General features: G+C 33.0%; 20 protein-coding genes and 1 tRNA gene. 8 read left to right on the top strand and 13 right to left on the bottom strand.

Annotated features, from left to right (window positions below; translation table 11 throughout):
- Position 1 precedes the first annotated feature (1 nt).
- The 7 genes from HQN85_RS01600 (at position 2) to HQN85_RS01570 (ending at position 4552) form a co-directional block, all read left to right on the top strand.
- On the top strand, positions 2–607 hold the full coding sequence (locus tag HQN85_RS01600; RefSeq protein WP_173268599.1) for a DUF4254 domain-containing protein: 606 nt from the start codon (positions 2–4) through the stop codon (positions 605–607).
- On the top strand, positions 607–1641 hold the full coding sequence (locus HQN85_RS01595; RefSeq protein WP_173268598.1) for a glycosyltransferase family 9 protein: 1035 nt from the start codon (positions 607–609) through the stop codon (positions 1639–1641). The genes HQN85_RS01600 and HQN85_RS01595 overlap by 1 nt, the downstream gene beginning before the upstream one ends.
- Positions 1634–2134, top strand: coding sequence for a SixA phosphatase family protein (locus HQN85_RS01590; protein WP_173268597.1), 501 nt, complete (start codon positions 1634–1636; stop codon positions 2132–2134). The genes HQN85_RS01595 and HQN85_RS01590 overlap by 8 nt, the downstream gene beginning before the upstream one ends.
- A 32-nt stretch (positions 2135–2166) precedes the next feature.
- Positions 2167–2520 carry a DHCW motif cupin fold protein gene (locus HQN85_RS01585; RefSeq protein ID WP_173268596.1) on the top strand — a complete coding sequence of 118 codons (354 nt, stop codon included), beginning with the start codon at positions 2167–2169 and terminating at the stop codon, positions 2518–2520.
- Positions 2507–3022 (top strand): MepB family protein, encoded by a 516-nt coding sequence (locus HQN85_RS01580; RefSeq protein WP_173268595.1) that lies wholly within the window; start codon positions 2507–2509, stop codon positions 3020–3022. Before HQN85_RS01585 ends, HQN85_RS01580 begins: the two co-directional genes overlap by 14 nt.
- 83 nt (positions 3023–3105) lie before the next feature.
- Entirely contained in the window at positions 3106–4170 is a 1065-nt protein-coding gene (locus HQN85_RS01575; RefSeq protein ID WP_173268594.1) for a tetratricopeptide repeat protein, read from the top strand.
- 1 nt (position 4171) lies between these two features.
- Positions 4172–4552: a hypothetical protein gene (locus tag HQN85_RS01570; protein WP_173268593.1), complete on the top strand. Its 381-nt coding sequence runs from the start codon at positions 4172–4174 to the stop codon at positions 4550–4552.
- Between the two features lie 28 nt (positions 4553–4580).
- Here the strand turns inward: HQN85_RS01570 and HQN85_RS01565 are convergent, their stop codons facing one another.
- From HQN85_RS01565 to HQN85_RS01540, 6 genes are all read right to left on the bottom strand, one after another.
- Positions 4581–5441, bottom strand: coding sequence for an AMP nucleosidase (locus HQN85_RS01565; RefSeq protein WP_173268592.1), 861 nt, complete (start codon positions 5439–5441; stop codon positions 4581–4583).
- Between the two features lie 118 nt (positions 5442–5559).
- Complete coding sequence (gene clpX, locus HQN85_RS01560; RefSeq protein WP_173268591.1) at positions 5560–6798, bottom strand: ATP-dependent Clp protease ATP-binding subunit ClpX; 1239 nt, start codon at positions 6796–6798, stop codon at positions 5560–5562.
- Positions 6799–6869: 71 nt separating this feature from the next.
- The gene (gene clpP / locus HQN85_RS01555; protein ID WP_173268590.1) at positions 6870–7556 is read right to left on the bottom strand and encodes an ATP-dependent Clp endopeptidase proteolytic subunit ClpP; all 687 of its coding nucleotides are present in this window, start codon (positions 7554–7556) and stop codon (positions 6870–6872) included.
- Positions 7557–7856: 300 nt separating this feature from the next.
- Positions 7857–9203, bottom strand: coding sequence for a trigger factor (gene tig / locus HQN85_RS01550; protein WP_173268589.1), 1347 nt, complete (start codon positions 9201–9203; stop codon positions 7857–7859).
- A gap of 140 nt (positions 9204–9343) precedes the next feature.
- Positions 9344–9425 (bottom strand) — tRNA-Leu (locus tag HQN85_RS01545).
- A gap of 351 nt (positions 9426–9776) precedes the next feature.
- Positions 9777–10580 (bottom strand): ABC transporter substrate-binding protein, encoded by an 804-nt coding sequence (locus HQN85_RS01540; protein WP_173268588.1) that lies wholly within the window; start codon positions 10578–10580, stop codon positions 9777–9779.
- 134 nt (positions 10581–10714) lie between these two features.
- On the opposite strand from HQN85_RS01540, the gene HQN85_RS01535 reads away from it, so the two are divergent.
- The gene (locus tag HQN85_RS01535; RefSeq protein WP_173268587.1) at positions 10715–10927 is read left to right on the top strand and encodes a hypothetical protein; all 213 of its coding nucleotides are present in this window, start codon (positions 10715–10717) and stop codon (positions 10925–10927) included.
- A gap of 3 nt (positions 10928–10930) precedes the next feature.
- On the opposite strand, the gene HQN85_RS01530 is transcribed toward HQN85_RS01535, so the two are convergent.
- From HQN85_RS01530 to HQN85_RS01500, 7 genes are all read right to left on the bottom strand, one after another.
- Entirely contained in the window at positions 10931–13402 is a 2472-nt protein-coding gene (locus HQN85_RS01530; RefSeq protein WP_173268586.1) for an ABC transporter permease, read from the bottom strand.
- Between the two features lie 82 nt (positions 13403–13484).
- Positions 13485–15905 (bottom strand): ABC transporter permease, encoded by a 2421-nt coding sequence (locus HQN85_RS01525; RefSeq protein ID WP_173268585.1) that lies wholly within the window; start codon positions 15903–15905, stop codon positions 13485–13487.
- 42 nt (positions 15906–15947) lie between these two features.
- Entirely contained in the window at positions 15948–16631 is a 684-nt protein-coding gene (locus tag HQN85_RS01520; RefSeq protein ID WP_173268584.1) for an ABC transporter ATP-binding protein, read from the bottom strand.
- Between the two features lie 86 nt (positions 16632–16717).
- Positions 16718–19114, bottom strand: coding sequence for an ABC transporter permease (locus HQN85_RS01515; protein ID WP_173268583.1), 2397 nt, complete (start codon positions 19112–19114; stop codon positions 16718–16720).
- 74 nt (positions 19115–19188) lie between these two features.
- Positions 19189–21561 carry an ABC transporter permease gene (locus tag HQN85_RS01510; protein ID WP_173268582.1) on the bottom strand — a complete coding sequence of 791 codons (2373 nt, stop codon included), beginning with the start codon at positions 21559–21561 and terminating at the stop codon, positions 19189–19191.
- Between the two features lie 72 nt (positions 21562–21633).
- Positions 21634–24015: an ABC transporter permease gene (locus HQN85_RS01505; RefSeq protein ID WP_173268581.1), complete on the bottom strand. Its 2382-nt coding sequence runs from the start codon at positions 24013–24015 to the stop codon at positions 21634–21636.
- Between the two features lie 24 nt (positions 24016–24039).
- On the bottom strand, positions 24040–26409 hold the full coding sequence (locus tag HQN85_RS01500; RefSeq protein WP_173268580.1) for an ABC transporter permease: 2370 nt from the start codon (positions 26407–26409) through the stop codon (positions 24040–24042).
- Positions 26410–26411: the final 2 nt, after the last annotated feature.

Here is a 26411-nt window from a genome sequence, read left to right as displayed (position 1 = left end):
GATGATAAGTGAATTAGCCAATACAATTTTCAACCAATCCATTACTGATTATCACAAATTCGATAATATAGATCAAGCTGCAATTAGTCCTCATGATACTTCTAGTTTGGCACATCTACTTTATTTAAAAAATTGGATTGATACCGCACAATGGCACATGGAAGATGTAGTTAGAAATCCAGAAATTGATCCGGTTGAAGGTTTAAATTGGAAAAGACGAATTGATGCACAAAATCAGGTTCGTACCGATATGGTTGAATTTATCGATGGTTATTTTTTGGACTTATATAAAAGTATAACTCCTTTACCGGATGCAAAAGTGAATACTGAAAGTCCAGCATGGGCAATAGATCGTTTATCCATTTTAGCACTTAAAATATATCACATGCAGGAAGAGGCCGAAAGACCTACTGCAAGCGAGGAACATCGTCATCAGTGTTTACAAAAACTTCAGATATTATTAGCTCAAAGAACAGATTTATCGACTAGTATTGATGAGCTTTTATCAGATATTGAAGCAGGTAAAAAATACATGAAAGTGTATAAGCAAATGAAAATGTATAATGATCCAAGCTTAAATCCTATACTCTACAACAACCTTAAATAATGCCTTTAAAAGGTAAAATAATCGTTTTACGTTTTTCGGCCATGGGCGATGTTGCTATGGTAGCATCTGTTTTACGAGAGTTTTTAGTTCAAAATCCAGAGACAGAGTTGGTCATGGTAAGTCGAGCTGCTTTTAAATCTTTTTTTGATGAAATACCAAATCTAACATTTCATCCTATTGAACCTAAAACTTCTCATAAAGGCATTTTAGGTTTATATAAACTGCATAACGAATTACGAAAATACAATCCAACTGCAATAGCAGATTTACATGACAATTTAAGGAGCAGACTACTCTCAACCTTTTTTCGTTTAGCTGGTTATAAAATTGAAAGAATTGATAAAGGTAGAACAGAAAAAAAAGCATTAACACAGTCAAAAAATAAAATTTTCAAACCTCTAAAACAAACTGTAGAACGTTATGCTGATGTTTTTAGAATTTTAGGTTTTAAACTAAATTTAAGCCATCAATTAATTAAATCATTAAAAAAAATCCCTTCAACTGCGAAAGAATTCTTTACCAATAAAACTGTAAAAAAAATTGGGATCTCGCCCTTTGCACAACATATTTACAAAGTTTATCCATACGATAAAATGGGAAAAGTTATCGAGCAATTAGATGGCTTAGGTTACGAAATTTTTATTTTTGGTGGCGGTAATATAGAAAAAGCAATTGCCGATGGCTGGAAAAACCAATTTAAAAATGTTAAAAATTTAATCGATAAATTTACATTAAGAGAAGAACTCGATATTATTGCTAATCTTGATATAATGTTAAGCATGGATTCGGCTGGAATGCATATGGCATCTTTAATGGGTGTGCCGGTAGTTTCTATTTGGGGACCAACGCATCCTTATGCTGGATTTTTAGGCTATGGGCAATCTCTATCTGATTGTATCCAGATTGATCATCCAAACAGGCCAAACTCTATTTATGGAAACAAACCCTGCATGTGTGGTGTTCATCCTTGTATAGAGTTAATTAGTTCGGAGAGTGTTGTAAATAAAATAAAAGAAAGGGTAGAAAATGGCTAAGCAATTATTAATAATTCGTCATGCAAAATCAGATTGGGGCAATGCAAACTTACATGATTTCGATCGACCTTTAAATAAAAGAGGTACTGCTAATGCTCCAGAAATGGCTCAACGTTTAAGTAATCAACAGATTATACCTCAATTAATAGTTAGCAGTCCTGCATTAAGAGCAATAACTACCGCCAAATATTTTGCAAAAGCATGGAAAATTTCCTCTAAAGATATTCAGCAAGAATCAGAAATTTATGAAGCTAATGTAAAAGCACTTTTATCTGTTATTACTAATTTCGATAATGAGTTGGATATAATTGCATTGTTTGGACATAATCCAGGTTTAACAGATTTGGCTAACTATTTAAGCAATGCTCATATTTACAACATGCCTACATGTAGTGTAGTATTTATAGAATTTCCATTTGATGATTGGGAAGAAGTAAGTGCAAATACAGGAAAAGTTTTGTTGTTCGACTATCCAAAGAGCTTGGATGATTAATCGCTTTCATTTTTTAATTCAGTAAAATATAAATGAGTAATATTCCTTTCCAATCCATAAACTGGAGCAAAGTAGAAAAAACTGAACATCAAGGAAATACTGGAATCTCATATTGGCAAACGCTTCAATTTGAAGGTCTTCGCATACGCTTAGTCGAATATTCTAAAGGTTATCTTGCAGATCATTGGTGCAAAAAAGGACATATTGTACATTGTTTAGAAGGAGAATTTAGTAGTGAACTTGAGGGTGGAGAAGTATTTATCTTAACCAAAGGGATGAGTTATATTGTTTCTGACGATTTAAGTTCTCATCGTTCTATAACTAAAAATGGAGTTAAGTTGTTAATTATCGATGGTGATTTTTTAAAATTAGATGGACATTCCTAATTCACTGTTACTAGCAAAATCTTTAATTTATGATACTTGTGAGCTTGGTATTTCTGAATTAAAAATAGAGAAAGAAAGTACAGATTATGATGCTTGTAGTTTTAAATTAAATGGAAAATCGATTTTATATAGAACAGCAAAGATAACTCCTACCAAAATTGGTCAGTTTGTAACCATTTGGAAAAGAAATGATAATGGACAAACTCAACCTTTTCATGCAGATGATGATTTTGATTTAATCATCATTAATACTAAATATCAAAACTTCTTAGGACAATTTATCTTTCCAAAATCTATTTTAATGGAGAAAGGAGTAATTTCTAGTAGCAAAAGACAAGGGAAAAGAGGAATTAGAATATATCCATTGTGGGATGTAACTCTTAATAAACAAGCTCAAAATACACAACAATGGCAACTAAATTACTTTATAGAGATATTAAACCCTACTTACGACTCCAAAAATATTTGTCTATTATTGAAATCGTTACTACAATTGATTTAATAAATATTATTTTTAAAAAGATAAGCCGGAATCCACAATTTGTGAAAACTGCCACTTTTCTGCATCATCTTAAAAAAACTTTTATGAAAAAAATCATTTTAACACTCTTACTTCCACTCTTATGGACTATATCATTTGCTCAAAACAAAGTTGAGGCAGAAAAAATTGTTGATGAAGGAATTGCATTCCATGATAAGGCTGAGTATGATAATGCCATTGCAAAATATGATAAAGCTTTAGCACTAGATAAGGATAATTTATTTGCTTTAACTGAAAAAGCATTCAGCTTACTCGCTCAAAAAAAATATGAAGAATGCATCAAAGTATCGGAAATTGCTTTAGCAAAGCATAAAACTGGCAATGAGCTCCAAACATTGTACGTTACATACGGTAATGCACTCGATATGGTCAATAAATCTATTGAATCAGTTGCTGCTTATGATGCAGGAATTAAATTATTTCCTACTTATCAGATGTTATATTTCAACAAAGCAGTAACATTACGTACTTTAAAGAAAAGCGAGGAAGCGCTATTATCTTTACAAAAAGCTGCTACACTCAATCCAGATCATCCAGGTTCTCACCATGTAATGGGATTAACATTAAAAGAGCAAAATAACGCGATTGGAGCTCTTCTTGCTTATTGGAGATTTTTTACGCTTGAACCAGTAAGTAGTAGAGCATCATCAAATTTTACGCAAGTTCAAGAAATAATGAAGGGTGGCGTAACTACAAATGGCGATAAAAATGTAAATATTTCTATCCCCTCAAACTTATTAACTGATTCTAAAAAAGGTGAAAAACCTAAAGAAAATACATTTGGCACTACTTTTTTGATGTTATCAATGGCAGCTGCATTAGATAATGGCGCTGATTTTAAAAATGAAAGCGAAATTCAACGTTTTACTAGAAAATTCGACATCGTTTGTGCTGCTCTTGCAACAAGCAAAAAAGAAAATTATGGCTTTTTATGGGATTATTATGTGCCCTATTTTTTAGAGCTTAAAGAAAAAGGATATTCGGAAATGTTTGCTCATGTTGTTTTTGCTTCCTTAAAAAAACCAGAGGTAACAAAATATTTTCAAGATAATCAGCCTAAGCTTAACGAATTTGCGGCTTGGTCTTCTAATTATAAATGGCCAAAATAAAATGAGCTTAGGCAAGAAACTTCCATTCGATTTTGTACTTGATTATCTTTATCCATTAGAGATTGAAATCAAATCAATGTTTGGCGTGTCAACACTTTATGTACACCATAAAATTGTATTAGCATTGAGAGATAAACCCCAAGCTCTAGAAAGTAATGGGATCTGGATTGCAACAAGTAAAGATCATCATGAAAGTTTAAGAAAAGATTTGCCATCAATAACGTCTATTCCCTTATTAGGAGATGGAGAAACTGGATGGCAAATCTTATCTTCTGCTGATGCTTATTTTGAAGAACAAGCAATTAAAATCTGTGAGATGATTAAGAATAATGATCCTCGGATTGGAAAAATCCCAAAGATCAAAAAGAAAAAATCTAATTAACTAATGAAATTAGTTAATTAGTCCATTCTTAAAACTTCAAATGTTTAACCGTTAATCCACCATTAATTAACTGTTTTAACGAATCAATTCCTATTTTAAGATGTGTTTCTACGTAATTAGTTGTTACAGCACTATCACTTTCTGCAGTTTTTACGCCTTCTGGTATCATCGGTTGATCTGAAACTAATAACAATGCACCAGTGGGAATTTTATTAGCAAAACCAGTAGTAAAAATCGTAGCAGTTTCCATATCTACTGCCATTGCACGTAAAGTTTTTAAGTATTTTTTAAACTCTTTATCGTGCTCCCAAACTCTGCGGTTTGTAGTATAACATGTTCCTGTCCAATAATCCCTAGAATGATCTCTAATAGTAGTAGAAATCGCTTTTTGCAAAGCAAATGATGGTAACGCTGGTACTTCTGCAGGTAAATAGTCATTTGAGGTTCCTTCTCCTCTAATGGCTGCAATTGGTAAAATTAAATCGCCCAATTGATTTTTCTTTTTTAAACCACCACATTTTCCTAAAAACAAAACTGCTTTAGGTGTAATAGCAGTTAATAAATCCATCATAGTTGCTGCAAGCGGACTTCCCATACCAAAATTTATGATAGTTATTCCATTTGCGGTTACGCTTTGCATAGGTTTATCTAAGCCCATAATCGGTGCATTGTCATTCCATTCGGAAAACATGGTCAAGTATTTACTGAAATTGGTTAATAAAATATATTTACCAAATTCTTCTAACGGTCTACCAGTATATCGTGGCAACCAGTTTTTAACAATATCATCTTTAGATTTTAAGCCTGATTTTACCGGAGTTTCTACTTCTTTTACTTTCTTTATTTTACCAACTAATGCGTCTTTTTTTACGTCTTTTTCTTCGTTCATATTTGTACTCCTTTTTATAAATGTATTAAATTTTCTCCTATAATTAATAGTTGTTTAGGCTATTAATTAAGGATGATATGGTTAAAAAAAATCCCCTAGATTTTCTAGAGGATTTAATTTATGCTGCTTTTAACTTTTTAAAATCTGCTTTTTCAAATTTTTCTATCGCATAATCTAATGTAATATGCAATTCTTTTAAGCTTTCATCAGATGGAGTATCGTACATCGCATCTAACATAATTGCCTCGCAAATTGATCTTAATCCCCTTGCCCCTAGTTTATATTCCATTGCTTTATTTACAATAAAATCTAATACTTCGTCATCAAATTGAAGATTTACATTTTCATATTCAAATAACTTGGTGTATTGTCTTAATAACGAATTTTTAGGTTCTGTTAAAATATTACGTAATGCTTGAATATCTAACGGATTTAAGTGGGTTAAAACTGGCACACGACCTATTAATTCAGGTATTAATCCAAAAGCTTTTAAATCTTGTGGCGTGATGTATTTGTAAAGATTTTTTAAATCTAAATCTACATCATCCTTTTTTACCTTATAACCAACAGCCTGTGTACGCAAACGATTTGCAATTTTACGTTCAATTCCATCAAATGCCCCTCCACAAATAAATAAAATATTATTAGTGTTCACAGGGATCATTTTTTGGTCTGGATGCTTTCTTCCTCCTTGTGGTGGAACATTTACAACTGTACCTTCTAAAATTTTAAGTAAGGCTTGTTGTACTCCTTCTCCTGATACATCTCTGGTAATTGATGGATTATCACTCTTGCGAGCTACTTTATCTACTTCATCAATATAAACAATACCACGTTCAGCAGATGCTACATCATAATCTGCAGCTTGTAATAAACGAGTTAAAATGCTTTCTACATCTTCTCCAACATAACCAGCTTCGGTTAAAACCGTTGCATCTACAATACAGAAAGGCACATGCAAAATTTTAGCAATTGTTTTAGCTAATAATGTTTTTCCCGTACCAGTTTCGCCAACTAACATTATGTTAGATTTTTCAATCTCTACTTCATCCTTGTCAATTTTCTGACTTAAACGTTTATAATGATTGTAAACCGCTACAGAAAGCACTTTCTTAGCATCATCTTGACCAATTACATATTGATCGATGTGCGCTTTAATTTCAGCAGGCTTTAACAACCTAAACGATTCATCGAATGCTTTACTTTTTTTATTACCTAATTCTTGGGCAAGTAAAACATTAGCTTGCGTTACACATTTGTCGCAAATGTATGCATCTAAACCCTCAATAAGCATTAAAGTTTCTTGCTTTGGAGAGTTACAGAAAGAGCAACGCGATTCTTTATTTTGTTTAGCCATTTTTTCAGTTCTTAGTTCCCAGTTTCAGTTATCAGTTTTAAACCGGCAACCAAAAACTGTGAACTGATTAATTACTTTGTTGATCCTAAAACTTCATCAATCATACCAAAACTTTTAGCCTCATCAGCTTTCATCCAGTAATCACGATCTGAAGCTTTTTCTACCCATTCGTAACTTTGTCCTGAGTGAGTAGAAATAATATCGTATAATTCTTTTTTCAATTTTAACATTTCTCTTAAGTTAATCTCCATATCTGAAGCCACACCTTGTGCTCCACCAGATGGTTGGTGAATCATTACTCTTGAGTGTGTTAATGCAGCACGTTTTCCTTTTGCACCTGCAACTAATAAAACCGCACCCATTGATGCCGCCATACCTGTACAAATTGTTGCCACATCTGGCGTGATGTACTGCATAGTATCGTAAATACCTAAACCTGCATATACAGAACCACCTGGCGAATTGATGTAAATTTGAATATCACGGTTGGCATCAGTTGATTGTAAGAACAACAATTGAGCTTGAATGATATTTGCATTCTGATCATAAATTGCATCTCCTAAAAAGATGATACGATCCATCATTAAACGTGAAAAAACGTCCATTTGTGCAACGTTTAACTGACGTTCTTCAATGATATAAGGTGTCATTGATTTTGGTGAATTGTTAGTTGCACCAATATAACGATCAACATTTAATCCGTTAATTCTATGATGTTTAACTGCGTATTTTCTAAATTCTTCTTTATCTATTTTCATGATATATAATATTTCTTTTTGTAAGCTTATCTATTTTTGGTTTGGTTTTAACGTTGATAGCCATTGCTAAATTATTTAAAACTTCCAATAAATGAACAAATATTGGTCAGTTATATGCAATCTTCTTTTAAAGCTTGCATTTGAGTAGATAGGCAATGATTAACCAACCATTAGATAAAGCAAGAGCAGCTAAAAAAGCTGCTCTTAAAAAGATATCTCATGATAGCGTTGTCATGCTGTGTTTACGAAGCATCCCAATGAGAGATTCTTCACTTCGCTCTAAATGACAAGCCTTAGTAATTATTTCATCTCTATAAACTTGTTATAGTCAATGTCTTTTTTATCTAAAGTTGCTACCGATTGTATGTATTCGAATACTTTTAATGCTTTAACCTCATCGAAAATACGATTTGCATTTTCTTTTTCTTGCAAGAAGGTAGTTGTGTATTGTGCTAACTGATCTTCTGGCATTGGTTGTGGGCTGTACATTCTAAACTGCGCATCTAAACGTTGTTTAGCAGTTTCAAATACATCCTTATAGTCAATTTTAATTTCGTTATCTGTAATGATTTTGTTTTCAATCAAAGTCCATTTAAGGTTCTTTGCAAAATCAGCATACCCTTGCTCTAACTCTTCGTCAGTTAATTTTTCGTTAGTAGCTTTTAGCCATTTACGTAAAAATTCATCAGGCAACTGCATTTTAGTTTGCTCAGTAAGTTGTGTATAAATATCGTTTTGTAATTTACGATCTGCATCTTGCTTAAACATGCTTTCAATTTCTTCAGTAATTTTAGCTCTAAAACCAGCTTCATCACTTACTACTCCTTCACCAAATATTTTATCAAAGAACTCTTGATTTAAATCTGACTCTTCTAAACGATTTACATTTTTAACCGTTACCTGAAACTTCGATTTCAAATCTTTTGCATCCTCTTCGCCTATGTTTAACAATTTCGCAATTACTGTTTCATTGTTGTCAAAAGCTTTTTGAATGTCTAATTCAAACACATCATCTTTCTTTAAACCTACTAAAGATTTCAAAATCTTTTTATCAGTAACTAAATCTAAACGAATAGAACCTGTGCTTGCAATTCCACCTTCAAAAATTGCTCCATCTGGAGAAAGTTGTGCCAAATCAGCATAAAGCACATCACCTTCTGCCGAAACTTCAGGATTTGTCATTTTGCCATAGCTTTTACGGATGTTTTTAATACGAGCTTCTAACGTTTCGTTATCTGCTTTCACATTGTATGCTGTGAATTTATCTTTCGATGTAATTTCAACATCCACCTTTGGTGCTAAACCTAATTCGTAGTTAAATTCAAATTCGTCTGTATTATCCCACTTAAATTCTTTGGTATCATCCATTACTGGTAAAGGTTGACCTAGAACTTCAACTTTGTTATCTGTTAAGTGTTTAGATAAATTTTCGCTTAACATATTGTTGATTTCTTCAACTAAAATGCTTTTGCCATACATTCTTTTCATGTGGGCAACTGGAACCATTCCTTTACGAAAACCAGGTAGATTTGCTTTTTTAGCTTGCTCTTTAAGTGCTTTTTCTACTCTTGGGCTATAATCTTCAGGTGCAATAGTAATTTTTACTACTGCATTTAAATCGTCAACTTTTTCCTGTGTGATGTTCATTCTTAATTTGAGTATGGAGATATGAGATTTGAGACCTAATTAGGAGCTCAAAGTACATATCGATTTACATTTAATTTCTTATCAATGTCTTTAAAAATTAAAACCGTTCTGACTTGCATCGGAACGGCTTCATTTGTTTGTGCGGATGAAGGGACTCGAACCCCCACGCCGTGAAGCGCCAGATCCTAAGTCTGGTGCGGCTACCAATTACGCCACATCCGCAGTTAGGACTTATTTTGGATTGCAAAGATAGCGTTTTGCATCAATAATCAAAATTAAGATAAATTATTTTTGATTATTAGGCATAAGGGTTTAAGGTTAAAACGTTCATAAGCTTAAGATGATTAAATGGAGAGAGTTGTTACTTATTTCTATCTAGTTAATTTTGAGAGATTAACAGATCTGAAAAGCAATTTCTGTTGAGTTTATCAAAGTTAGTCGGGCTTTGTGCTACAATCTTTTGTGCTTCGACAGGCTCAGCATGACAAAAGGATTTTCCCTTCAATCCCGTTTATAAATAAGTGACAGTAATGCTATTTTCGGTTGTTAAACGCCCAATCAAATTAACTAATATCACGATTGAACTAATTCATCTTGTAAATGAAAAAGATAATTTACCGCCTTAATCAACCTACTTCCGTACCACGAAAACATTTCTCCATCTACTAGTTTTACTTTTGCATTTGGTAAAGCTACTTCTATTTCTTTTATATGTTGTTCTTTAAAAGGATAGGGTTCTGAAGAAAGGAAAATCAGTTTACAGTTGGTAGCTTGGAGTTCTGTTAGACTAAATTCTGGATATCGACTTTGTTCTATTACGTTGTTTAAACCTATCTTTCTTAAAATATCATCTATAAAGGTGTTTCTACCAGCAAACATGTACGGGTCTTTCCATATTAGATAGGCAACGCTTTGATGGATATTCTTGGAGACAGCTAGGGTTTGTAAATCTGTGAAGCCTGTATGAATGAGGTGATTTAAATAGGCGGCTTCGGGCTGTCTATTAACCAACTCTCCTATTTCAGTAATGGTTTTCAGTGCCTCTTCCAAGTTATGGATATCGCTCATCCACACGGGAAATTCTTGCATTAACGTTTCGATTTCACTTTGTGTGTTTTCTTCTTTATTACCTATAATTAAATCGGGCTTTAAATCTCTGATTTTTTCGAGGAGGAGTTTTTTGGTTCCGCCAATTTTAGTTTTAGAAGCAAATTTTTCTATCGGATGGATGCAAAATTTGGTTATACCGATTACTTCTTCATCTAAACCCAAATCGAACAATAATTCGGTTTGCGATGGTACAATAGAAACAATCCTTTTAGGTGGATAATTGAATGTTATCTCATTTCCAAGCTGATCTGTGAAGGTTCTCTGCATTTGGTAAAGGTAGGTGTTTACTTACAAATTTGCAGTTGCCAGTTTACAGTATGCAGTTGTCAGTTTATAGTATGCAGTTGTCAGTTTACAGTATGCAGTTGCCAGTTTACAGTATGCAGTAGCCAGTTTACAGTATGCAGTTGTTAGTTTATAGTATGCAGTTGTCAGTTTACAGTATGCAGTTGTCAGTTTACAGTATGCAGTTGCCAGTTTACAGTATGCAGTTGCCAGTTTACAGTATGCAGTTGCCAGTTTACAGTATGCAGTTGCCAGTTTACAGTATGCAGGTCGTAGGTACAACTTTGCAAGTGCTGGCTACAACCTTGCAGTGCGTAGTTGCAACTTGATTTTTATTCGTACTTAAGTGCTTTTACTGGATTTTCTTTAATTGCTCTGATGCTTTGCCAACTTACGGTTAAAATAGTTAGAAGGATAATGGATAGGTTTACTATTATAAAAATACCAAATGGCATAGGAATGCGATAAGCAAATTCATTGAACCATTTTTGCATATAGATATAAGCCAAAACATCTGCTAATAGCATAGATACTATTACTAGTTTCACAAAACCTATATTCAACAGTTTCAATAAAGATGTAGTTGTGGCTCCTAAAATTCTTCGCACTGCGATTTCTTTTATTCTCATTTTAGCATTAAATGCTGCAAAACCAATAAGTCCAAAAATTGAAACCATAAGTGTTACTATTCCAAAAGAGAAGATTATCTTTTCGCTTACTTCGTAGCTATTGTTCATTTTTGCAAAAACTTCATCTGCATACACAAATTTTGGTTGTGCTCCAGTATCTATTATTGCCCAAGCGGCTTTAATGTTGGCCATTGTTTGATGTAAATTTTGTGTACTTAAACGGAAAATAACATTTGCTCTCCAATGTGTTGGATAATCATTTACCAAATAAGCAGTTGGCATAATTTCCTTATCAAAACCATAGGCCTGGATGTCTTTTACTATACCAACAACATTAACTTTTACCTTATCACCGTTTCTAGTAATAGATATTTGATGATCAGTTTTACTTAGACCTAGTTGTTTAACAGCGGTTTCATTTAATACTATACTTTGCACAGAGTCTGTAGACAAGAGATTATAATTATAGGATCTGCCTTGAATTATTTTTGCTCCGATGGTTTCAAAGTAATTTGGATCAATAAATCTAGATTCTACACTAAGTGTTGTATTGTTAAATGTAATATCATCAGAAAAGCCAGAATCGTTTATTGGTTGTTCGGTAGCCCTTGTTACATCTTCTACACCTTTAATAGCTAATAATCTATTCTTAATTCCTTCAAAACCTGCTGGGTTTAAATGTCTGGTTTCATATTTTGCAATTCTCACAGACATAAGTTGGTTTTTCTTTAAACCTAAGTCTTTCTGCTTCATAAAGTTTAATTGCGCATAGATAACTCCAAAACTTATAACTAAGGCAATAGCCACTGTAAATTGAAATACCACTAAAACTTTTCTTAAACTACCAATATGAGTTGAGCTAGAAAAGTTGCCTTTTAGTACTTTAGCAGGTAAAAATCCTGCTAAAACCAGAGCTGGATATGCTCCTGACAATAACATTATACCAATTAAAATAAGTGTTACTTGCCCTAAGATTAGCCAAACGTCTTTAGTACCAAACAGGGTTAAATTATCCGACAAAATTTGATTGACTTGAGGCAAAATCAATTCGGCAAAAATTAAAGCTAATAGAAATGAGATAATGCATTGAATTCCTGTTTCAGAGAAAAACTGATGTATTAAACTCGATTTAAATGCGCCTAAAACTTTCTTTACACCTACTTCTTTGGCTCTGGTTTGTGCCAATACTAAGGCTAGATTTGTGTAATTAATACAAGAAATAATAATTAGAAATGAGGCCAGCGCACACAATATATAAATGGTTGTTTGCTTAGGGTTTGAAGTATAAAAACTGCTCAAATTAAGATTAGCAATAGGTTCTGTAATTAATTTAATGGCAGTAATTCCTTCCTTTTCGTTTAAAATTTTAAGTGCTTGACTTTTTGTCGGGCTAAAATTAGCATCACTATTTCCGCTTTGCATTTTTGCGAAGGCGATGATATAGGCATCATTAATTTTTTGGATAGTTTTTTCTTGGTCCATTCCATCTTTTAATTTAAAAATAGTAGTAAACGGAGTCATTGCTAATTGGTTGCCGTACTCATCGAGGTTCTCTTTAAAAATTAAATCAAAACCAAATGAGGAAGGTTGTTTTCTATCGTCCCAAACTGCCTTAATTACTAATGAAGCTTCTGGAGCATTTACACCTCTATTGTTTATCAGAACTTTATTTAACACATCTGTTGTTCCAAACATTTTTTCGGCTGCAGTGTAACTGATGGCAATGAAATTTTGATCTAGATAAATATCTTCCATTTTGCCATAATAGGCTTGCAATGGATAAACTTTAAAGAAATTGCTGTCTACACTGGCATATTCAAATTGAGTGCTATTCTCTTTATCTTCTTTTTTAATCCTAACATCTAATTTTCTCCCTTCTATATTTCCAATACTTACTGCATTTACTTCACTAATTTGCTCAGTAATCACATTAGAAAGTAATCCTTTTATTTTGGAACCCTTGTTTTCAGAGCCATTTTTAGTGAAATCTGCCGCGACTATGTACGTTCTCTTTAAATCTGGATTCCACTTATCATATCCGGTTTCTTTATTAATGTAAAGTAGGATGATCATAAATCCGGCTAAACCAGCTGCTAAGCCAAAGATATTAATGGCGCTGTATGCTTTGTTTTTCCAAAGATTTCGCCAAGCGATTTTCAAATTAAGTTTGAACATAGTTTGTTGGTTAGTTGTTGGTTGATTAGTTTACATCTCCACTAGTATTTATTAATTAGTTTGTTGGTTGGTTAGGTCATCTCTATTCGTATTTTAAAGCATCGACAGGATTATTTACCGCAGCTTTTCTAGCTTGTAGACTAACCGTAAGTATTGCTATTATTACGGATGTTAAGGTTGCAATTGCAAAGGGCCAAAATGGCATTTCAATTCTGTACGCAAATCCTTCGAGCCATTTACGCGTTAAAATAAATGCTATTGGCCAGCTTATTAAGTTTGCGATAATGACTAGGATTAGAAATGATCGATTTAACATGTTAATGAGCTCTAGATTTGATGCGCCTAATATTTTACGGATGGCTATTTCTTTGGTTCTTCTTTTTGCCATGAATGTGGATAGGGCGAACAAACCAAGTAGTGATAGAATAACTGAAATAACGCTAAAAAGGACTACAATTTGCATTAATCGCAGGGATGGTTTTAGTTCCTTTTGAAAGGAATCTTCTACAGAAGTATACATCATCGGAAAATCTGGATATACTTTCTTCCACTCTGCTTCTATTGTTTTTATTGCTGATTGATAATGGTCATTATCAAAACGAACTAGTAAATTGTTGGTGTTTGAAGAGCCACCTAAATGGGTAACTTTATAAATGGTTGGTAACACTGCTTTTTCGAAGCTTTCGTTATTGTAATTTTTAATCACACCAACAATTTGAAAAACATCCTTATTTGAACCACTGGTAAACGTTTTACCAACTAAATTTTTGCCCAATAAATTAGCAGCTGCTTGGTTTATTACTACTGAATTAATGGTGTCTTGTGCGTATTCTTTGGCAAAAATTCTTCCGCTTATTACTTTTACGCCGAGTGCGGGAAGTGCATCCATGGTAACAGTAACTGCATTAATATCGAATTTTTGATTATTGAAAGTAAGTTCTCTTGGCGTATTGAACGTATTGCCCATTACTTGGGTGGTGGTTGCTACATATTTTACACCAGCAATTCGTTTTACGCTTTCTACAAATGGATCGTCGGTATCATAATTTGTGGAAATATTTATAAGTTTATCTCTATCAAAACCTAAATCCTTGTTGGCCATGTAGCTGTTTTGTTTGTACATCACACCAATGCCAATAATAAAGGTTACTGCAATTATGAATTGTAATACTACTAAACCATTTCTTAAGGCCATACCCTTAAAACTACTTTCGTAATTTCCTTTTAATACTTTAACAGGATTGTATTTTGCTAGAATTATGGCTGGATAAAAACCTGCTAATAGGGTAATGAATACAAATAAACCAAATAGTTGAGCTATAATTGGGAGGAGATGATTGCTATGCCAAAAGCTAAGTTGCACATCAAAATGACTGCTAAAAGATGGTAATAAAAGCTCTACCAATATGATGGTTATAAATAAAGCACTAAGTGTTTGGATTGCCGATTCGATTAAAAATTGTAATACCAATTGCTTTTTATAGGCTCCCAACACCTTTTTTACGCCAACTTCTTTGGCACGTTGAACTGATTGGGCTGTAGCTAAGTTCACAAAGTTGATGACAGAAATAATTAGCAAAAAGATAGAAAGTGCTATAATGGGTTTTATTTTATCTAACCAATTCTCTGAAAACGATGGGTTTGAATATACTTCACTTAAGGGCAGCACCTTTAGACCTGGTTTTCTGCTTTTAGCTTTATAAAAATCGTTAAAAGTTTCTCCTCTAGCTTTTAATAAGGCTTTTTTATAATCTGTGTATACATTTAATAGTGTTTTGTTTAATACATTGGTGTCTATTTGCTTTTCTGTTTTAGCGTAAATCCCTGTATAGTTTGAACTGCTAATTTGATCTGGGTCTTTTTCTCTTTCTCCAGTATGTATAACGGCAGTAAATGCTAAGCTTTCTGATGCAGATGGATTTTTAACTACGCCAGTAATGGTCATCAGATTTCCTTCGTCGCTTCTCCATCTTACTAACTTTAACTGTTTACCTACTACTTTATCAGTACCAAATAACTGAATGGCTACGCTCTGTTTTAACACAATGGTGTTAGGTTCATTCATCGCTGTTGATCCATCTCCATTTATAAATTGATAAGGAAATACTTTGAAGAATAGTGAATCTGCATCAACAATATCTTTGACTATCACAGGAGCATTTCTATCAATTTTTATGGAATATCCGTCTCCCCAACCTCTACTTGCTTTAGTTACATATTTGAATTGCGGTACTTTTTCTTTTAGCACTCCAGCAATTCTGGATTCGTTTATTTGTTGCCAATATTGTTTGTTATCGGGTGTAAAAAAATCGTGGTATTCTCTAACTTGGTAAACATTTTTTAGTTCCGGACTCCATTTATCATAATTTGCTTCGTGATTTACAAACAATAATAAAAGCACGAACGCTGTTAAACCAATGGCTAATCCGCCAATGTTTATAGCTGCATACCCCTTGTTTTTAAATAAATTACGTAGGGCGATTTTTAGGTTGAGTTTGAACATGGTTGGTTGGTTTTTTGGATGTTTGGTTCGTTGGTTTAACCGCTAATTATTAACCGAAACGTCTTCTTTAATTACTCCATCTTCTATGGTTAAAATTCGATTGCCATATTGTGCATTTTTTTCTGAATGTGTTACTTGTAAAATGGTTATCCCCTCTTCTTCGTTTAGCTTTTTAAACAAATCCATGATCTGCTCAGCTTGTGCAGATTGTAGATTTCCAGTTGGTTCATCTGCCAAAATAATAGATGGCTGAGCAACTAAAGCTCTTGCAATACCAACTAATTGTTGTTGTCCGCCAGAGAGCTGATTTGGAAATAGATCCTTTTTTGCCACCATATTAAAACGATCTAATACATCTGCTATGCGACTTTTACGTTCTGCTCCTGGAATTTTCTTATATAATAGAGGCGCTTCAATATTTTCTGCAACTGTCATTTCATCAATTAAATGATACGCTTGAAATACAAAACCAATATGGTTACGGTACAACTCTATCCTTTTTCGCTCGTTCATTGCGGTTACATCTTCTCCCATAAAATGATATTCGCCATATGTTGGTTCTTCGAGCATGCCCAAAATATTTAACAAAGTCGATTTTCCGGCACCTGATGGTCCCATAATGGAAATAAATTCGCCTTGCTTAATACTTGTTGTTACATGGCGTAAGATGTAGCTTTTTACACCTTTATTGGCATAATATTTTTCTATGTTTTTAAGTTCAATCATTTTTTTGGGTATTTAGTAGTTAGTACAAAGTATTTAGACTGAAATCTTTAATCCTTGCTCTTTTATCTTTGGTCTTTCTGCTTAAATTATTCGTATTTTAATGCATCTATTGTATTTGCTTTTGCTGCTCTGTAAGACCTCAATGTTACTGTTATGAGTGTTATTGTCATTGAAATAAACATGGCAACTACAAATGGCCAAATGCTTAGCTCAATTCGGTATTGAAAACCTGACAGCCATTCTTTTATGAAGATATATGCTATTGGCCATGCTATCATATTAGCGATTAAAACCATCCACATAAATGAACTATTCAGCATTTTTATGAGTTCAATATTTGATGCACCTAAAACTTTACGAATAGCAATTTCACGTGTCCTTTGCGTTGCTATAAAGGAGATTAAACCAAACAAACCAATAAATGAAATGAAGATGACTACACCTGCGAAAACCTTAAATAGTGTACCGGTTACTTGCTCTGTATGGTAATAATTTGTAATTTGATCATCTAAGAAATCTGCTTCATAAACATAATCAGGAAAGTTAGCATTGAATGTTGCTTCAATCTCTTTCATGGTATTAACTAGATCTTTCGCCTCAAGTTTTACAGCAATTGTATTGTATCTATTCTTACGAGAGAAAATAGCTATTGGAGCAATTTCATCGTGCAAAGAGTAATTATTAAAGTCCTTCACAACTCCCACAATTGGTCCTTTCGACCCCCATAAACTTAATATTTTGCCTATAGCATCATTTGGATTTTTTACATTTAATTTTTTAAGTAATGTTTCATTTACTACAAATTCCTTAACTGTATCGCTTTTAGCCAATATTCTTCCTGCAACTATGGATAAGCCAAACGTATCAAAATATTTGTCATCAGCTACTTTTGTGTTTACTTGAAAATCGGCAGTTTTAGAACTGTTGTAGGTAAAGCTTGTTTCGTTATTACTACCCGATGAAGGTGGAGCACTGTTAAATGATACATTCTTTACTCCTTTTTTTGAAAGAATTTGCGTTTTAACTGTTTCAAATTTTAATTGACTAATACTATCTCTTGGTATTTCTATAATGGCGATTGCTTTTGTATCAAACCCTAATGATTTATCACGGATGTAGCTCATTTGTTTGATAATAATTAAGGTGCTAACAATTAATATTGCTGTAATTGCAAATTGCACTACCACTAAGGTTTTACGTAGCCCTACTCCACCAGCATTTGCTGTGCTTACTCTATTTTTAATTGCTAAGGCTGGGCTAAAACCAGACATAATTAGTGCTGGGTATAATCCCGCTAAAAAACTTACAAGAATTAACAATCCAAATAGGAATACAAAAACAATAGGATGACTGAACAATTCGAAAGAAACATTCGCTCCGAAAAGACTTTCCATCCCTGGAAGTGCTAATTCAGTTAATACACATGCAATTAACAAAGCAATTAGTGTAATTAAGGAGGTTTCACTTAAAAATTGCGTGATTAATTGTTTGCGTCTGCTGCCCATCACCTTACGTACACCAACTTCTTTTGAGCGACTAATAGCTTGTGCTGTGGCTAAATTAATAAAATTGATACATGCAGTGAGTAACAAGAAAAGTCCAATGATACTAATTCCCCATAATTGTTTATATGGTGTAGTTACTTCTGCAAAATTGCTATATCTATCGTTATGATGAATGTCATTTAACGGTTGAAACTGATGACCTACTTTGCCTGGTGCGTTAGGATCATGTTCATATTTCTTAATGAATTGTTGAAGTTGACCTGTAAGTTGATTAATAGTAACACCCGGTTTAAGCAATACATAACACTCTGAATTTGATGACACCGAGCCCCATTCTTTTAAATTTCTATTTTGATAGCTTGCATAGCTTAATATAATATTGAGGGGAAAGCTGCTGTTAGGTCCATTTTCTTTAATAATACCTGTAACCTTAAAATCTGTTTTATTATCCAAATTAATGCTTTTTCCGATAGCTTTATGCCAATCTCCAAAGTAATCTGTTGCTACTTTTTCTGTTAATACCACCTGATTAGGTGCACCTAAAGATTGATTTGGGTTTCCGTACAGCCATTTGTGCTTAAATATTTCGAAAAAACTTGGTTCTGCATAATATACATCTTCAGATTTTTTAATATCTGATTTACCAACTTCTGCTTTAATTTTTATAGTTCCACCATCGTGTTGAATAGATGCTACTTTCTCGAATTGAGAAAAATCGTTACGTAATGCCTGACCCATAGGAAGTGGGACTCCCTGAGAATAATCCTCATTTCCATCTGTATAATTCCATTCAGTAACTGCTCTGTAAATGCGATCGCTATTTGCAAAATCTTTGTCATAGCTAGTTTCGTATCTCACAAAAATAAAGATGAGGATACAACTTGCTAAACCAATTGAAAGGCCAAAAATGTTTATTATAGTATAGCCCTTATATTTCCAAAGGTTTCTTAGGGCAATTTTTAGGTTTAATTTGAACATAATGTGTTATAGTTTGGATTATGAGTTACGTGCCCAGGTATTTAACCTGAAAACCTTAACTTTTACTTATTTTCTTATTCGTATTTTAAGGCATCTACCGGGTTTGATTTTACTGCTTTTTTAGCTTGAATACTTACTGTAATTACTGTTAAACAAATTGTGATAAATGCACTCAGAGCGAAAGGTAACATTGGTATATCTATCCGATAAGCAAAAGTTGCTAACCATTTTTTTATTAAAATATAGGCTAAAGGCCAAGCAATTAAATTGGCTATGATCACCATTACAAAAAACGAAGTATTGATTAATTTAAAGATTTGTATATCGTTTGCACCTAGGATTTTTCGCACTGCGATTTCTTTTATTCTACCATTGGTGATGTATTTGGCAAAGGCATATAAACCTAGGATAGCAATGAAAATTGTAATTAGCGCAGCTACAAAAAATACCGATTGAAGTTGCTCTTGTTTTTTGAAAAGTTTACCATAAAGTTCATCTAGAAACTCATATCTAAAGTTTTCACCATCTCGTTTATTTATGGTAGGCCATTGCGATTTTAAAGCTGCCAACGCAGATGTCATGTACTGTTCATCTATTTTTAGCAAAATTTGGGTTTTGCTATTTCCACATGGATTTTTCATGGCATATATTGTTGGTTTTACAGCTTCTTGAAAGCCTTGGGTTTTAAAATCTTTTATCACCCCAACAATTTTATAATCGGTATTACAACCTCTAATTATTTTTCCAATTGGATTTTTCAAGTTGTACTTTGCAATGGCACTTTCATTTAAAATTGCAGAATTAACTGTATCTGCATTAAAGGTTTTTGAGAATGATCTACCTTCTTTTACTTTAATGTTTAAGGTTTCGAAATAATCAAAATCAACATCTAGAAATTCTATGTTTGCTTCTTGTCCTTCAATACTATAACTATTTGACCCATTCTCTGCACCCACAGGAATTTCCGAAGCCACTGTTGCTGATTTTACACCTTCAATTTTTAACACCTTTTCACGAAGTGGTTCAAAATCTTTTGCCGTATTAAAATAGGTAAGGTTTTTTATGTTAACCACTTGATTGGTATTAAAGCCAATATCTTGTGTGCGCATGTATTTTAATTGTGAATTGATCGTTAACAATCCAATAATAAAAATAACAGCAATGGTAAATTGCATTACTAATAATCCGTTTCTTAACCAATAGCTTTTCTTAGTGGTAGAAAAATTACCTTTTAAAACCGCAGCCGGATTAAACTTTGATAAAACCAATGATGGATACAATCCTGCAACAATGGTAATAAAGATTAGTACTAGTATTAATTGCCAAAACAAGTTATTTTCAAATCGCCATATGGTTAAATCGACCATAAAAAGGGAATTGAACTTAGGTAAAACGAGCTCAGCTAAAATTAATCCTAGTAAGGTGGCTACAAAACATTGCATGAAAATCTCCAATAGAAACTGAGTGGTTAATTGCAAACGAAACGCACCCATTACTTTTTTTACACCAACTTCTTTAGCTCTTTTAGTAGCTTGTGCTATGCTTAAATTCGTAAAATTAATGCCAGCAATAACCAAAATCAAAAATCCCAATACAGAGATGGCAATTAACACTTTATAGTTCGCGTCATTTCCGGCTTTTGGTTTAAGATGAAGGTTTTTTAAAGGATCTAAAAAAACATTTATTGCCTTAATTTCATTAATCGTGCTTTGATCGGTTTCTCCTTTTAGTAATTCTTTTCTATATAATGAAGTTATTTTAGATGTCAGATTTTCGATATCTGTTCCAGGTTTTACCTGGATATAAGTGTTGTAGTTGTTGTAACCATAATCCAGATAAGTATCTAATTCTTTAGCTATGGCTACACCATCAAATGTAAGGTTAGATTGCGGGTTGGTTAAAATTGTACCACTTATGGTTGCCGTTTGGCCTGAAGATTTCCCTCCTACTGCAACAATTTCTGGTTTGTTGTCTTTCTTGTGAGGAAAAAGGATTTTCATTCCCTCATTATTTACATACATCAATCTATTGTCTGCATGTGGTTCGGTTAAGCCGCCACTTGGCTTAAGATCAAACATCTGCGCTGCATTATAATCTAGAATCAAACAGTTTTTCATAAAAAAAACTTGAGCATCTTTTGATAAAGCAAATTCGAAACCAGCTGCTTTCGTAACTCCAACTTTTTCTACTTCACCAAAATTCTGTTTAATTGCTTTAGCCAACGGCGGAGCAGTGTAATTCGTTTTAAAATCTGGGTATATTCTACCTACCAAATAAATATTTTTATAGTTTGGAAGTTTTTTATCGAAACTAGTTTCATAAGTAGCATATAACATTACCAAGATAAATGCAGCTAAAGCAATGGCTAATCCTCCAACATTTATTGCTGTAATTCCTTTGTTTTTCCAAAGGTTGCGTAGGGCGATTTTTAAGTTAAGTTTAAACATAATGTGTTATAGGTTGTGAGTTTCGAATTATGAGCTTAGGTCTTTAACCTGAAACTCCTAACTTTTAACTATCTATTCGTATTTCAAGGCATCAACTGCGTTTGCTTTTGCTACTTTAAAGGTTTGCAAGCTCACAGTTAGTACTGCTATAAAAACAGACGCTAACAAAGCCAATACAAACGGCCAATAATTAATTGCTATTTTAAAATCGTATTTCTGCAACCATTTATTAACTAGTATATAAGCTAGCGGTATAGCAATTACATTTGATATCAATACCAGCTTTAAAAAATTCTTATTTAACAGCACTAAAATATCACTCATATTTGCGCCTAAAACTTTTCTAATGCTGATTTCTTTACTCCTTTGTTCTGCCATATACAAGGCCAATCCTAATAAACCCAAACAAGAAATGAAAATTGCAAAACCACCAAATAGATTTGAAAGCACACTTAAAAGCCTTTCACTTTTTAGCTTTTCTGCCATTCCTTCACTAATGAATTTAATTTCAGCTGGATAAGCTGGATTTATCTGTTGACTGATATTTTTTACCTTGTTTAATGATAAGTTTAATGGTTGATTTGGGTTTAACTTTAACAACAGTACACCGCTTGTTTTAATGTTGTAATAATATATACAGGGCGTAACCAATTTACCTAAACCCACACTAAAATAATCCTTAATTACACCCACAACTGTTAATGGAGGATTATCGCCCCAAGTTATAATAGTACCAACAGGATTTTTTAAACTCATCAGTTTTACTGCTGCTTCATTTAAAAGAATTGATGTACTAGTATCTGCTGTAAATTTTGGAGACAAATCTCTCCCTGCAATTATTTTTGCACCAATAGTTTTGGAAAAATCAAATCCAATACTTCTATAATCAAGTATAGATTTGTCTGTTATCGCTTTGCCTGGCCAACTTATATCGCCAGTAATAGAGCCATTATTTGTAAATGGACTTGCAAATTCAGAGGCAGAAACAATTGCCCCATCTTTTATTAATTGAGTTTTAAATAATTCTAATTTGGAAGGATTTTTTAGTTCACCTTCTAAATCTAGTTGAACCATGTTATTTTCATCAAATCCTAATGGTTTATCATTTAAAAATTGAATTTGATTATAAATAAAAATAGCACTGATAATCATACAAATTGAAAGGCTAAACTGTACAACCACCAAAACTTTACGAATGGAGAATGAAGCTGCACTACTTTTAAAACCTTTTAAAACCTTAACAGGAATAAATGACGAGAGGTAAAATGCTGGATAACTACCTGCTAAAAATCCAGTAATTAAAACTAAACTTAAAAGTGTTAACCAAAATAAATAAGATGAATAGTTAATTTCAATATTAATGTCTAAAAGATTATTAAAGTATGGAAGCGATAATTCTAAAAGAGCGAAGGCAAATAACATCGCAAAAAAGGAAATTAATAATGATTCTATGATAAATTGCCCCATTATTGATTTTCTGGTAGAACCTAAAGCTTTGCGAACACCGACTTCTCTTGCTCTTTTTTCTGAGCGAGCGGTAGAAAGATTCATATAATTTATGGTAGCGATTAAAAGCACAATAATTGCTAGAAATAAAAATAACTTTACTTCATCTATTTTACCTCCAATTATTTTTCCGTTCTGAAACTCATTATATAAATGTGTTTTAGCAATAGGAAATAGAAATGGTTCGTATATATAAGACTTAAGTTCTGGCTCTTTAGCAACGATGAAATTTTTCAGAGCTGCATTTACTGTAGTTAGTGAAACATTATCTTTCAGCGTAAACAGTGTTAAACAATCAATACTTCCCCACCCTGCAGTTTTAACTTCTGGATTTAATTGTTCAAAAAACGACCAAGGCTGCAAAGCCTCAAATTGTAAACTCTGATTTTTAGGAAGATCTTCTATTACACCAGTAACTTTAACATTTTTTAAATTATCCCATTTTAAACTTAAGCCCATCGGATTAATATTCCCGAATAACTTTTTAGCGGCAGAATTGGTTAAAACAATTGAACCAGGATCACTTAAGGCAGTTGTAGCATTGCCATAAATAAAAGAATAGCTGAGTATTTTTAAAAAAGAAACATCAACATACTGAGCTTTTAATTTGAACTTATTCTCTCCATTACTAAACAATTTATTGCCTTGTTCCATAGAAATTCTACTTGCATCTTTAATGCCCGGAATTTCCTGCAATGCAGCACCTGCTAATTTGTAAGGTAAAGCTCCGGTTGTAGCTACATTTCCGTTAAACTTTAAATTAAGTTTACCCAAATAAATATTGTCAACATCCTTATATTGCTTATCGTAACTCCATTCATAATTCACATACAATAACAACATTAAGCAAGATGCCAAACCAATAGCCAAGCCACCAATATTTATTAAAGAAAAGCCTTTGTTTTTCCAAAGGTTGCGCAATGCGATTTTTGTATTTAATTTAAACATCTTTTTAGGTTTATAGCTTAATAACTATTCGTATTTTAATGCGTCTATTGGATTTGCTTTAGCCACCTTTATCAACTGCATGCTCACTGTTAATACTGCAATCACAATGGAGACTGATATAGCCAATGCAAATGGCAAAAAGGATATAGAAATTCGATATTCAAAAGTAGAAAGCCATTTATTAATGATAATATAAGCTAGAGGAAATGCTATTAGGTTTGCAATAGCGACTAATTTTATAAATTCTTTATTTAATAGTGTTAGGATATTACCTGTAGTTGCGCCCAAAACTTTTCTGATACTGATTTCTTTTTTACGTTGTTCGGCCATATAAAGTGCTAAGCCAAGTAAGCCTAAGCAGGAAATAAAAATGGCGAACCCACCGAACCAATTGGAAAGTGTACCTAAAAGCTTTTCATCCTGGAACTTTACTTCAAAAGATTCGTTCACAAACTTGCGATTAACAGGATAATTAGGTTCAATTCCTTTAACTATTTCGTCTATTTGAGCCAAAGATGAACTGATATTCTGATCCGGATTTAAACGAACAAGCATCACACTAGCATCACTATGGTTATCGATGTAAAAAATCATTGGGGCAACCTTTTGATAAGCACTTTCTACCACAAAATCTTTAACTACACCAACATTGGTCATCTTGTTACCCCAAAATGTAATTGTTGCACCAATAGGCCACTTTAAGCCCATCATTTTCACTGCAGCCTCATTAAGCATTACATTATTGGTATCATTTTTAAGTTGAGACGAAAGCGCTCTACCACTCATCAATTCTGTACCCATGGTTTCAATAAAGTCGTTACCGATTGCCCTGTGGTTAAATGAGATCAGTTCCTTAGGATTTTTTCCCTCCCACTCAATATTTGTGGTATTATTACCACCTTCGGTTACATCTGAGCTGAAGGAAGTTACATGAGTTGCAGCACCAGATTTTAATAGCTGTGTTTTAAGTAACTCGAGTTTAGAAGAATCATGCATTTTGCCTTCAACAGCTATTTGCATCAAATTAGCTTGATTATAACCAATAGGCTTATTCTTTACATAATTCAGTTGCTGATAAATTACTGCGGTACATATAATTAAACAAGCAGCAAAAACAAACTGACCAATTACCAATACTTTCCTTACAGAAACTGATGAATCTGTCTTAATTTTCAAGCCTTTTAATACTTTAATTGGTTCAAAAGAAGAAAGATATAATGCCGGATAGCTCCCAGCAACGAAACCAGTGAAAATCATTAAACTGAAAAGCGCTATCCAAAAACCACTATTGGTGTAATCAATTGTTAATTTAATATTCAATAAATTATTAAAATATGGCAAGCTAATTTCTACTAGTATAAAAGCTAAAACGGTAGAAATAAAAGTTATAAGAATAGACTCAAGGAAAAATTGATTAATTAGAGATTTACGTGTAGATCCAATTGCTTTACGAACACCAACTTCTTTTGCTCGTCGTTCGGAACGAGCTGTAGATAAGTTCATGAAATTTACACAGGCAATTAACAGAATACAAAATGCAAGGAGCAGAAATATCTTAAGTTGATCAATTTTGCCACCAACAGATTTACCATTTTCAAAATCACTATATAAATGCCATTTGGTTAAAGGATGCAACAAGGCAACTGCTACATTGTCTTTACTATTGCGTTTATAAATCCCTTCCATAGCGGCATTAGCTGATGAAAAAAGGTTATTATCCCGCAATTGAACTAATGTTAAGCACATGTTATTACCCCAATTACTTTCTTTTACCCAAGGCTCACGTTTTTCGAATAAAGTCCAAGGCATTAAACATTCAAATACAATGCTACTGTTTGCTGGTGCATCTTCAATTACTGCCGAAACTTTCAAGACATCTTGATTTTCGAGCTTCACAGTTTTATTCATCGGATCTTCATTACCAAACAGCTTTTCGGCAAAAGATTTAGTTAGAATAATTGAATTGATATCCTTTAAAACTTGATTTGAATTGCCTTTAATAAACTTATAATCTAATATTTTAAGAAAATTTGGATCAGTGAAAACTACTTTAGCGCTTAACCTATTTTCGCCAACAGTAATTAAGTTTGGCCGAGGATAGGTAGAATGTGATGCATACTTAACACCTGGAATTTTTTCTTGTACTTCATTAGCCATCACGTTAGGTGTCCATGGCCAGCTAAAAGTCTTTCCGCTAGCAACTAAATTTTGATAAACTACATATGTTTTATCACTATTCTTAAATTGCTTGTCATAGCTCCATTCATAAGCTACATATATCAACAAAATCATACAGCTAGCTAAACCTATGGCCAAGCCACCAATATTGATTAGAGAAAATCCTTTGTTTTTCCAAAGGTTGCGTAAGGCGATTTTTAGGTTTAATTTAAACATGT

It is taken from the genome of Pedobacter boryungensis, assembly GCF_013204825.1.
In the GTDB taxonomy this organism is placed as follows: Bacteria; Bacteroidota; Bacteroidia; order Sphingobacteriales; family Sphingobacteriaceae; genus Pedobacter; species Pedobacter boryungensis.
Note: the sequence above shows the minus strand (reverse complement) of the source record. Positions and strands in the feature narration are given on the sequence as shown.